The sequence below is a fragment of the Bisbaumannia pacifica genome (assembly GCF_007989625.1).
GTDB lineage: Bacteria > Pseudomonadota > Gammaproteobacteria > Pseudomonadales > Halomonadaceae > Bisbaumannia > Bisbaumannia pacifica.
This window is the reverse complement of sequence record NZ_BJUK01000005.1, coordinates 126,532-136,840: the sequence shown is the minus strand read 5'-3', so window position 1 is coordinate 136,840 and position 10,309 is coordinate 126,532. Positions and strand designations below refer to the sequence as shown.

Below are 10,309 nucleotides of genomic sequence, written 5' to 3'. Positions count from 1 at the left end.
GCCTTGTCTGACCTTCGCTCGCTGACTTTTCAGACACAGCCTAAGCTGGGAGCAGGGCCGCCGGGCCACGGCGGCCGCCCCATCCGGGGCCTGTCGAGGGAGAGGCGCGCCATGGCCCAGCGACCCCTGATCCTGCTGCATGGCTGGAACGACACCGGCGAGGCCTTCGAACGCCTGGCCGGCCACCTGCGTCGTCACCTGGACGAGCGAGGCATTCGGCACATCGCCCTCGGCGACTACCTCTCCCGCCACGACGCCCTGCGCTTCGACGATCTCCAGGCGGCCCTGGAGCGGGCCTGGACCCGCCACGATCTGCCGCGCACCCCGGCCAGCGTCGACGCCATCGTCCACTCCACCGGCGGCCTGGTGATCCGTGACTGGCTGGCCCGTCACTTCGCCCCCGACGCCTACCCCATCAAGCACTTGGTGATGCTGGCCCCGGCCAACTTCGGCTCGCCCCTGGCCCATCGCGGGCGCTCGCTGGTGGGGCGGGCGGTCAATGGCTTCTTTCACGCCCACCCGGATCAGCCGCGATTCGAGGCCGGCGCCGAGCTCCTGCGTGGCCTGGAGCTGGCCAGCCCCTATAGTTGGGCGCTGGCCCTGCGCGACCGCTTCGCGGACGAGCCGGGCCCCTTCGCCCCGGGGCGTACCCTGTGCAGCGTGCTGGTCGGCAACCGCGGTTACGGCGGCATCCGCGCGGTGGCCAACGAGGCGGGAGGCGACGGCACGGTGCGTATTTCCACCGCCAACCTCGATTGCGCCCGGGGGCGTATCCACTTCGAGGAGGGCCACCATGAGGGGCGTCCGGTCACGGTGCCGCGCCTGGCCGGGTGGCAGGACTCCAGCGGACGCTGTGCCTTTCGCATCGTCGATGGCCTGGATCACACCACCATCAAGCTCGATACCCCGGAGAGTCGCCTCAGTGCCGCCCAACGCCGGGCCCTGGGGCTGATCCTCGAGGCCCTGGCGGTCGAGGACGACGGCTTCGCGGCTCACTGTGATGCCTGGGAGGCGGCGACCCTGGCCCTGACGCGGGTCCCCGGCGGGCGACGGGGCAAGCCCGGCTACCAGAACACCCTGGTGCGGGTGGTGGATCAGTTCGGGGCACCGGTGCCGGACTATTTGATCGAGTTCTATGATCCCCGGGACGACCGCCGTGACGGCGGCGCCCTGGCCCGGGTGATGCACGAGGAGATCATCCTCAAGGTGCATCCCTACGCTAACGACAGCTCCTATCGCAGCTTCTATATCGATACCGCCCGGCTGCGTCACGAGGTGGCCAAGGCCGGCACGGCGTTGGGCCTGTCGATCACCGCGGCTCCGATGCTGGGGCGGGAGGCGGCGGATCCCCCGGTGGGCTTTCGCACCTATGCCGACGAGGATATCGACGACCTGCGCCTGGACGCGGCCCAACTGGCCGCCTTCTTCCGGCCGCATCGCACCCTGCTGGTGGATATCGTCCTGCATCGCTCCCAGCACGAGCGGGTCGTGACGCTGCGCGACGATGCGGATCAGGCGTAGTGGGGGGCGCGCACCCGGCGCAGGTCGGTGAGCACCGGGGTGCCGGTGGCCGGGTCGCTGAGCAGGGTGCACTCCACGTCATAGAGCGCGCGTACCAGTTCCCGGGTGACCACCTCGGCGGGCGGGCCCTGGGCGATGATGCGGCCGTCGCGCATGGCCACCAGGTGGTCGGCGTAGCGGCAGGCGCTGGGCAGGTCATGGAGGACCAGGGCCAGGGTGCGTCCGGCCTCGGCCAGGCGCCGCACCAGCTCGAAGACCTCCAACTGGTGGCCCAGGTCCAGGGCCGAGGTGGGCTCGTCGAGCAGCAGCAGCGGGGTCTGCTGGGCGATGGTCATGGCGATCCAGGCGCGTTGGCGCTGGCCGCCGGAGAGCGCCTCCAGGGGGCGCTCGGCCAGCGCCTCCAGGTCCGCCGCGGCCAGCGCCTCGCTGACCGCCCGCTGGTCGTCGGCGGACCACTGGCGCAGCCAGCCCTGGTGGGGCTGGCGGCCGAAGCGAATCAGGTCGCCCACGGTGAGCCCCTCCGGGGCGCTGGCCTCCTGGGGCAGCAGCGCCAGGCGCCGGGCCAGGGTGCGCGCCGGCAGGCGCTGGATATCCTGGCCATCGAGCAGCACCGCGCCGCCCGCCGGGGCGTGCAGCCGGGCCAGGCCGGCCAGCAGGGTCGACTTGCCGCAGCCATTGGGCCCGACGATGGCGGTCACCCGGCCCGGCGGCAGGCTCAGGTCGAGGCCGTCGATCACGGCCTGGCGACCATGGGCCAGGCGGAGGCCCTGGGCCTGGAGGCGATGCGGGTCGGCGGTCATGGGCGATTCCTTCTCTAGGCCAGGGGTTTGGCGGCGGGGCGCAGCAGGATCCAGAGCAGCCAGGGGCCACCGACGATGGCGGTGACGATGCCCACCGGCAGCTCGATGGGGGCCAGCAATAGTCGCCCGGTGAGGTCGGCCAGGACCATCACCAGGGCCCCGGCCAGGGCCGACGCCAGCAGCGGCACGCCGCGCTTCGAGGTCAGGGCGCGGGCGATCTCCGGGCCCACCAGGCCCACCAGGCCCACCGGGCCGGCCACCGCCACGGCCAGAGCGGTCAGCAGCACCGACAGCGACAGCACCTGCCGGCGGCGCCGGTGCAGCGTGACGCCGAGACCACTGGCCACGGCGTCGCTGAAGCGCATCAGGCTCAGCGAGCGGGCCAGGGCCAGCGCCAGGGGCAGGCCGATGGCCAGGCCCAGGGCCAGCACCGTGACCGCCTGGCCGGAGCGGGCGTTGAGGGTGCCCACCGTCCAGGGGTAGGCGGCATTGGCGGTATCGATGGCCACCCGCGCCAGCAGCAGCTGGGTGATGGCACCGAACACCGCCCCCACGCCGATGCCGGCGACGATAAAGCGGTAGCCGCGGGTACCGCCGCCGCTGGCCAGGCCGAAGGTCAGGGCCGCGGCGGTGGTGGCGCCGGCCAGGGCCATGGCCGGGGGCGCGAGGGAGACTCCCAGGCCCACCACCGAGGCCACGGCGAAGGCGGTGGCGCCGTTGTCGATGCCGATGATCCCCGGGGTGGCCAGGCGGTTGCGGGCCAGGGTCTGCATCAGGCAGCCGGCCACCGCGAAGGCGGCGCCGGTGAGCCAGGCCGCGATCAGGCGCGGCAGGCGCAGTTCCTGGATCAGGACGCCGGCCAGGGGGGCGCCGTGGCCGGCCAGGCCGGCGTAGAGCTCGTCGAGTCCCAGGGGCACGCTGCCCAGGGCCAGGTAGGCGGCGGAGGCCGCCAGCAGGCCGAGCAGCAGCAACAGGATAGCGCCCAGGTCGCGCCGGTCGATGAGCAGGCTATGGCGACCCCAGGCCAGGCGCCAGTGCCCCGGCGGCGCGCTGACCTCGGCGGGGGCGGTGGCGTGGCGGCGGCTGGTCTCGACGGGACTCAATAGCATGGGGGCTCCAGGCGTCTCTCCTGACTCAGAGGCTCGGCAGGCGGCGGGCGCGTACCACCAGGATCAGCACCGGGGCACCGCACAGGGCGGTGAGCACGCCCAGCGACAGCTCCGAAGGGGCCACCAGCAGTCGCGAGAGAATATCGGCGCCGATCACCATCAGCGGTCCCAGGGGCAGGCAGAGCCAGAGGGTACGGCGAATGTCCGGGCCGGCCAGGGCACGGGCGGCGAAGGGCACCACCAGGCCGACGAAGGCGATGGGCCCGGCGATGGCGGTGGCCGCCCCCACCAGCAGCGCCACCGCCAGCACCACCAGGCCACGCACCCGGCCCGGGCGGTGGCCGAGCCCCGAGGCGACTCGTTCGCCCAGCGCCAGGGCCGCCAGGGGGCGCGCCACCAGGAGGGTGATGGCGAGCGCCAGGGCCAGGCTGGGCAGCACCGCCAGCAGGTCCGCCAGGCGGCGCCCGGAGAGGCTGCCGATCACCCAGAAGCGGATCTCGTCGGCGGCGCGCTGATCGAAGAGCAGCAGCAGCGAGGTGAGGGCGGCCAGCAACGCCGAGAAGGCGGCCCCGGCCAGTACCAGGCGAATGGGGTCGTTACCCAGGCCACGCAGCCGCGCCACCCCCAGCACGCAGAGGCAGCCGGCCAGGGCACCGGCCTGGGCCACCGCCACGCGCAGGGTGGTGGCGCTGGCACCCAGCCACAGGGCCAGGGCCACGGCGAAGGCGGCGCCGGCGCTGACCCCCAGCAGGCCGGGCTCGGCCAGGGGGTTGCGCGACACCGCCTGAAGCAGGGCCCCGGCCATGCCCAGGGCCAGGCCCACGGCGGCGCCGACCAGGGTACGCGGCAGGCGCAGCGAGCCCACCACGAAGCGGGCCTCGTCGTCGCCGCCGCCGGCCAGCACCGCCAGGGCGCGGGTGGGCGTCACCTCGCCGGCGCCCAGCAGCAGGCTGGCCAGCATCACCAGGCTCAACGCTAGGGTGAGGCCGGCCAGCGGCAGGGCGAGTCCCTCGGGCAGCAGGCGGCGAGGCAGGGCGGCGATCACGGCAACAGGGCGGCTTCGATATCGTCGAGGATCGCCTGGGCCGCCAGGGGCCCGTTGGCGCTGGTCCACAGCTGACCATCCACCGGTACCACCCGGTCGTTGGCCACCGCCTCGAGGCGCTCGAAGGCCGGTGAGGTGCGCGCCGCCTCCAGGGCCTCCTGGCCGTCGGCATTGAGGGTGGCCAGGAACAGCCAGTCGCTATCGACCCGGGACAGGTTCTCCAGGCTTAGCGGGTCGCTGTGCACGCCGCGGTCGTTGACCAGGTCGCCATCGCTGAATGTCAGGCCGGTCGCCGCGAGCAGCCCACTGGCGAAGAGCCGTTCGGACATCACCAGGGGGCCCTGGGGCATCCAGCGCACCAGGCTCACTTCGCCGCTCACTTCGGCGTCGGCGAGCGCCTCGGTCAGTGCTTGCGCGCGCTCCTCCACCGCCGCGATGGCCGCCTCCAACTGGGCCTCGCGGCCCAGGGCCTGGCCGTAGAGGCGGGCTTCGTGCTTCCAGTTATCGGCGGCCAGGGGGCGGGTGGGCGGCACCACGGTGGGGGCGAGACGCGACAGCAGGGCGTACTGTTCGTCGGCGAGCTGCGGCGGCGCCAGGATCAGGTCGGGGCGCTGGGCCAGCACCGCCTCGAGGTTGATCTCGCGGACCACGCCGACGATGGCAGGCTCCGCGTCGGGGTGGCGGGCGTCCAGGTAGTCGTCGATATAGCCGGCCACGCCGTCACCGCCACGGGTGGTTACCGCACCGAGCGGCACCACGCCGCCGGCTAGCGCCGCGTCCAGGGCGCCCTCGTAGAGGGTCACCACCCGCTGCGGGTCATCGCCTACCTCCACGGGGCCGTGGGCGGTCTCCAGCGTGGTGGCCAGGGCGGACTGGGCGGCGGCGAGGCCGAGCAGCAGCGCCAAGCCGGCGACGCGGCGGCGGGGGAAGGCGGACGGTGACATGGGACGCTCCTTGAGTGTCAGGCGGGTGCCATGCCCCAGGCTCGGGGATGACAGCCGGTGAATGTTAATCAATTTCAAACGCATCTTCTCGACGGGGCGTGCAACGCCCCGTTCGAGGAATCGCAACGGTCGATCAGAAGCTGACATTGAGGCCCAGCCACAGGCGGCGCCCATCTTCCACATAACCGTACTCGTCGTAGGTGATGGTCTCGTCGAAGAGGTTGTAGATGCCGGCATTGAGCCGCGCGCTGGGGGTCAGCTGGTAGCCGAGGCCGGCGTCGACGAAGGTGTAGGAGGGGGCGACGATGGCGCTCTGGGACGGCCCGGTGTTGGGTTGGCTCTCCTCGCCGCGGTAGGTCACGCGGGTCCACTGGTCGAGGCGCTCGGAGGCCTGCCAGTCGAGGCTCAGGCTGGCCTGGTGGCGCGGTAGCTGGGTCAGCGGCTCGCCTTCGTACTCGCCGCTCTTCTGTTCGGAGTCGGTGAAGGTGTAGCTGCCGGTGAGCGCCAGGCGCTCGCCCAGCGGCGCGGTCAGGTGCAGTTCGGCGCCCTGGGTGATCGCCTCGTCGACGTTCACGCGGTAGGTGGGATCGCTGCCGAACTGGTTGGGGCCGTCGGTGCAGATGCTGATCGGGCAGGCGATGCGGGTGATCTTGTCCTCGAAGTCGTTGTGGAAGAGGGTCAGGCCGGCGCTCAGGCCGTTATCGTCGCTGTAGAGCAGCGCCAGCTCCTTGTTGAGGGAGGTCTCCGGCTCCAGGTCGGGGTTGCCGTAGATGTTGCCGCCGCGGCTCACTTGGCCCCAGTCGGGGGTGATCTCGCGCAGGCTCGGCGAGCGGTAGCCGGTGGAGACGCCGCCCTTGAGGGTCCACCGCGGGGTCAGGTTGAAGACGCTGTAGAGGCGCGGGCTGATATGGCTGCCGTAGTTCTCGTTATCGTCCAGGCGTACCCCGCCGGTCAGCGCCCAGCGCTCGGTGAGCAGCCATTCGTCCTCGACGAACAGGCCCCACTGGCTGCTGGATACCTGGGTGCGGTCGGAGATGCGGTTGCTGGTCCGGTCGTCCAGCGACTCCTCCTCGTAGTCGGCGCCCAGGGTCAGCATATGACGGCCCAGCGGCAGCAGCAGGCTGGTACGCGCCTGGGTGTTGGTGATCTCCATCTCGCGGGAGTCGTTCTCGCTCACCTCGCGCTGCAGGTGGCTCTCGCTGGTGCCGAGGCCCCAGCGCCCGCTATGGCTCAGCGCCAGGTGTTCGTTGCTGTAGTCGCCGATGCTGTTCGTGCAGCCGCCACGACAGCCTTCGGCGGGCGCCGAGCGGCCCACCAGCGAGCGCCGCTCTTGATGGGTGCGCCCGGCCTCGAGGGCGATATCATGGTCCTGGTGAGGGGTCAGGGTCAGGCGCGCGGTCAGGCTCTGCAGGCGCTTGTCCTCGTAGCCGTTGAGGATATCGTCCTCGTCGCGCTGGGAGGCGCGGCCATAGACCTGCAGTCCCAGCAGGTCGGGGACCAGGGCGCCGCTGAGGTAGACATTGGCCTGGCGGCTGTCGCCGGAGGCGCCGTCCTCCTGGAGCACGGTGTCGAGCCGCAACTCGCCATGCCACTCCTCGGCTACCTTGCGGGTGATGACGTTGATCACCCCGCCGATCGCATCCGAGCCGTAGAGGGTCGACATGGGGCCGCGGATCACCTCGATGCGCTCGATGGCGGGCAGCGGCGGCAGCCAGTCCTGCTCGAAGCCGGCGCTGCCGTTGGGGCGCGATTCCCGGGAGTTGCGCGGGCGGCCGTCCACCAGCAGCAGGGTGTACTGGGCCGGCATGCCGCGGATGCTGATATCGGCGCCGTTGTCGCCGGCGCCGCCGCCGGTGACGATCACCCCGGGCACGTCGCGCAGGGCGTCGGTGAGGTCCCGGTAGTGGCGCCGCTCCAGTTGCTCGCGGTCGATGACGCTGATCGAGGCCGGGGCATCCTGGAGCTGCTGTTCGAAGCCCGCCGCGGTGACGACGATGTTGTCGAGTCGCTGGCCGTCGTCGGCCTGGGTGGCCAGGGCGGGCTGGATGGACAGGGCCGCCAGGGAGGCGATGGCGCGGGACAGCAGGCGTCGGGAGAGGGGGGGAGACATGCACTCGCTCCTTGAGCAGGGCCGGTGGGACCGGCATGGTTGATAATGAGAATGCATCTCATTGTTTCATAAGTTCGCCCCCTAAGGGTCGAACGGCCCGTTCGGCGAATCACAACGCGATAAGGAACGAGGTGATAAGGAATGCGGTGATAGGGAGGAGGCATGCGGGAACGGCTGGAACAGTATCAGGTGGGGCTCTACCTGCTGGCGGTGGGCGTTGGCCTGTGGGTGGGCGCTTACTGGGGGAGCCTGGCCGAGGCCCTGATGGCGGGGCTCTGGCCACTGCTGGGGGCCCTGCTTTACGCCACCTTTACTCAGGTACCCTTAGCCGGTGCCTGGCGGCGGTTGGCGAGGACTCGCTTGCTGGCGGCGGCCCTGCTGGGCCATTTCCTGGTGATACCGCTGCTGCTCTGGGGCCTGGCGCAACTGCCCCTGGCGCCGCCGGTGAGGCTGGGCATCCTGCTGGTGCTGCTGGTGCCCTGCACCGACTGGTTCCTGGTCTTTACCCACCTGGGCGGCGGCGATACCCCCGCCGCCTTGGCCCTGACGCCGCTCTGCCTGTTGCTGCAATTGCTGTTGCTGCCCCTCTACCTCTGGTGGTTTCTCGACCAGGCGGCCCTGGCGGGGTTGTTGCGGCGGGAGCTGCTGGGGGCCTTCGTCGGGTTGATCCTGCTGCCCCTGGTCGCGGCCTGGTTGACCGAGCGCTGGGCCAGGCAGGGCTCGAGCGAACGGCGTCCCTGGCGACAACGCTTGGTGGCCGGGCTGGGCTGGTTACCGGTGCCGCTGCTGGCCCTGGTGCTCTTCCTGGTGGCGGCGGGGCAGGTGGGCGTAGTGAGCGATCACCTGGGCCTGCTGTTCGGGCTGGTGCCGCTGTTCGCCGGCTTCCTCGGCGTGGCCCTGGGGCTCGCCTGGTTGTTGGGCCGCGCCTTTCGGCTGCCCGCCGCCCAGGGCCGGGTGCTGGCCTTCGGCTTCGGCTCGCGAAACTCCTTCGTGGTGCTGCCGCTGGCCTTGGCGCTGCCCGCCGGCTTCGAGGCCGCGGTCAGCGTGGTGGTGATCCAGTCCCTGGTCGAGCTGCTCGGGATGCTGCTCTTCCTGCGCTGGGTACCGCGTCTCTTCCCCATCCCCTAAGGAAACGCCACCCCCTCGGAGGGCTGCCCTTGCACGCAGGCGGCCTCGTCGTAATCGCCGCTGAGCAGCGACTGGAAGCAGGGGGCGCCGTCGAGCAGGGTCCGCCCGACCCGGCGCAGGGCGGTGACGTCGGCGTCGGGGAGATGGAAGCTGGTGGGCAGGTTGAGGAAATAGTCGCGGGTCGCGGCGTCGGCGAGCTGGTCGAAGCCCACATAGATGCGGTAGAGCTCGGCGGCGTGCAGGGTGTCCTCCGGGGCTTCTTGCCGGGCCGAAAGCTGCTGGGCGTCGGCGCGGGTGCGCAGGGTCTGGCGCAGCAGCTCGACGCTGTCGAAGGAGTAGTTGGCCATGGGCACGCTGGAGATCTGGTTGACCACGGCGCGCAGCCCCGGCGCCCGGGGCGAGGCATCGTAGCCGGGGTCCCGGTCGGGCCTGGCATCCACCACGATGATCACCAGCTTGTCGATCGTCTCCAGGTTGAGGCGGGTCAGCAGGCTCCAGGGCGGGTCGCTGGAGCGCAGGGCGGTCAGCGGCAGGCGCAGGCCCAGGTTGTCGGCCACGCCGCCGTCCAGCAGATGCACGTACTCTCGATTCGGTTCCTGATAGCGGCGCAGGCCGCGGGCGCGGTAGTAGCGGCGCGGGTTGGAGGCCAGGTCGCGCAGGCCGCGCTCCACCCAGGCCGGCTCCCGGTAGTCGCACTGGCCGGGGTAGGCGTTCAGCGCCAGGGGCGTAAAGGCGATGGGGAAGTTGGAGGAGGCGGCCACCGCCCGGGAGATCGTGACGCCGTCCAGGTCGGCGCAGAGGGGATCGAACTGGGCCTGGATAAAGGCGAAGGACGAGCCCTTGGTCATATCGGTGGCGTTAAGCAGCAGGAAAGGCTTGCGTCGCGGCAGGTCGGCGAAGGTGGCGTCGCCGAACAGCGTGGCCTGGTAGACCTCGTCGGCCAGGTCGATGCGTCCGAAGGTGGGGGAGGCGAGCCGAGCCAGGTGGTAGGGGTTGAGCAGGCGGCGCTTGAGCCGGCCCTCCAGGTCGGCGTAGAGGAAGTCGCGCAGGAAGGGCCCGTCGTCCGCGAAGATCGCCTCCCGGTGCAGGGCATAGTAGGCGGCGGTAAAGCTGCCGCCGGAGACCGAGGAGAGGATATCCACCTCCTCGAGGAGGTTGCGCGACTCGCCGCCCAGGGGGACCCGGCTGTCGCGCAGGGCCTCCAGTACCCCGTAGGCCAGGGCCGCGGCTCGGGTGCCGCCGCCGGAGAAGGTCACGACCACGAAGAGCGCCTCGCCGTCGTCGGCGTCCGCCAGGGTGGCGTAGCGGTAGCCCGTCTCGGGGTCGATGCGCTCGAGGCGGGCGGTCTCGGGGAAGCTGGCGCAGCCGGCCAGCAGCAAGGCGCACAGCAGGCCGGCGAGGCGGCGGCTCATGGGCTGGCCTCCCATGGCCGGAAGTGCAGCACCAGGGGCGCATCGGCCCGGGTGCCGCTCAAGTGGATCTCGTGGCACTCGGGGGTGAAGTCGGGGCGCTGCGGGTTGAGGCCGATCACATGGTGGCCGGTCTCCAGTTGCAGCAGCCGGTTGGTCCAGCCGGCGGGGCGGCCGTCCACCCACACCTTACGCCGGTTGGGGTAGCTCACCTTGAGGTACTGATCCATGGGGTCGTCCTCC

At 71.5% G+C, this 10,309-nt stretch carries 9 protein-coding genes; 2 read left to right on the top strand and 7 right to left on the bottom strand.

Annotated features, from left to right (window positions below):
- The first annotated feature begins 111 nt into the window (after nucleotides 1-111).
- Nucleotides 112-1,521: an esterase/lipase family protein gene (locus tag HPA02_RS03410; protein WP_146801670.1), complete on the top strand. Its 1,410-nt coding sequence runs from the start codon at nucleotides 112-114 to the stop codon at nucleotides 1,519-1,521.
- On the opposite strand, the gene HPA02_RS03405 is transcribed toward HPA02_RS03410, so the two are convergent.
- From HPA02_RS03405 to HPA02_RS03385, 5 genes are all read right to left on the bottom strand, one after another.
- On the bottom strand, nucleotides 1,512-2,321 hold the full coding sequence (locus tag HPA02_RS03405) for an ABC transporter ATP-binding protein (protein ID WP_146801669.1): 810 nt from the start codon (nucleotides 2,319-2,321) through the stop codon (nucleotides 1,512-1,514). The genes HPA02_RS03410 and HPA02_RS03405 overlap by 10 nt on opposite strands.
- Before the next feature lie 14 nt (nucleotides 2,322-2,335).
- Nucleotides 2,336-3,430 carry a FecCD family ABC transporter permease gene (locus HPA02_RS03400; protein WP_146801668.1) on the bottom strand — a complete coding sequence of 365 codons (1,095 nt, stop codon included), beginning with the start codon at nucleotides 3,428-3,430 and terminating at the stop codon, nucleotides 2,336-2,338.
- 25 nt (nucleotides 3,431-3,455) lie between these two features.
- Nucleotides 3,456-4,391 carry a FecCD family ABC transporter permease gene (locus HPA02_RS03395; RefSeq protein ID WP_146801678.1) on the bottom strand — a complete coding sequence of 312 codons (936 nt, stop codon included), beginning with the start codon at nucleotides 4,389-4,391 and terminating at the stop codon, nucleotides 3,456-3,458.
- An 80-nt stretch (nucleotides 4,392-4,471) separates the two neighbouring features.
- On the bottom strand, nucleotides 4,472-5,419 hold the full coding sequence (locus HPA02_RS03390; protein WP_146801667.1) for an ABC transporter substrate-binding protein: 948 nt from the start codon (nucleotides 5,417-5,419) through the stop codon (nucleotides 4,472-4,474).
- A gap of 133 nt (nucleotides 5,420-5,552) precedes the next feature.
- Entirely contained in the window at nucleotides 5,553-7,529 is a 1,977-nt protein-coding gene (locus HPA02_RS03385; RefSeq protein ID WP_146801666.1) for a ligand-gated channel protein, read from the bottom strand.
- Between the two features lie 162 nt (nucleotides 7,530-7,691).
- Here HPA02_RS03385 and HPA02_RS03380 point away from each other — a divergent pair, with 162 nt between their 5' ends.
- Nucleotides 7,692-8,657 (top strand): arsenic resistance protein, encoded by a 966-nt coding sequence (locus HPA02_RS03380; protein WP_146801665.1) that lies wholly within the window; start codon nucleotides 7,692-7,694, stop codon nucleotides 8,655-8,657.
- Here HPA02_RS03380 and HPA02_RS03375 read toward each other — a convergent pair.
- Both HPA02_RS03375 and HPA02_RS03370 read right to left on the bottom strand, forming a co-directional pair.
- A complete protein-coding gene (locus HPA02_RS03375) occupies nucleotides 8,654-10,069 on the bottom strand; it encodes a patatin-like phospholipase family protein (protein WP_186809911.1) in 1,416 nt (471 codons plus the stop codon). The two genes, HPA02_RS03380 and HPA02_RS03375, sit on opposite strands and share 4 nt — an antisense overlap.
- Nucleotides 10,066-10,296: a hypothetical protein gene (locus HPA02_RS03370; RefSeq protein WP_146801663.1), complete on the bottom strand. Its 231-nt coding sequence runs from the start codon at nucleotides 10,294-10,296 to the stop codon at nucleotides 10,066-10,068. The genes HPA02_RS03375 and HPA02_RS03370 overlap by 4 nt, the downstream gene beginning before the upstream one ends.
- Nucleotides 10,297-10,309 lie beyond the last annotated feature (13 nt).

Coding starts and splice junctions, on each gene's coding strand:
- HPA02_RS03410 (WP_146801670.1), top strand. CDS start 112: ATGGCCCAGCGACCCCTGATCCTGCTGCATGGCTGGAACGACACCGGC.
- HPA02_RS03405 (WP_146801669.1), bottom strand. CDS start 2,321: ATGACCGCCGACCCGCATCGCCTCCAGGCCCAGGGCCTCCGCCTGGCC.
- HPA02_RS03400 (WP_146801668.1), bottom strand. CDS start 3,430: ATGCTATTGAGTCCCGTCGAGACCAGCCGCCGCCACGCCACCGCCCCC.
- HPA02_RS03395 (WP_146801678.1), bottom strand. CDS start 4,391: ATGCTGGCCAGCCTGCTGCTGGGCGCCGGCGAGGTGACGCCCACCCGC.
- HPA02_RS03390 (WP_146801667.1), bottom strand. CDS start 5,419: ATGTCACCGTCCGCCTTCCCCCGCCGCCGCGTCGCCGGCTTGGCGCTG.
- HPA02_RS03385 (WP_146801666.1), bottom strand. CDS start 7,529: ATGTCTCCCCCCCTCTCCCGACGCCTGCTGTCCCGCGCCATCGCCTCC.
- HPA02_RS03380 (WP_146801665.1), top strand. CDS start 7,692: ATGCGGGAACGGCTGGAACAGTATCAGGTGGGGCTCTACCTGCTGGCG.
- HPA02_RS03375 (WP_186809911.1), bottom strand. CDS start 10,069: ATGAGCCGCCGCCTCGCCGGCCTGCTGTGCGCCTTGCTGCTGGCCGGC.
- HPA02_RS03370 (WP_146801663.1), bottom strand. CDS start 10,296: ATGGATCAGTACCTCAAGGTGAGCTACCCCAACCGGCGTAAGGTGTGG.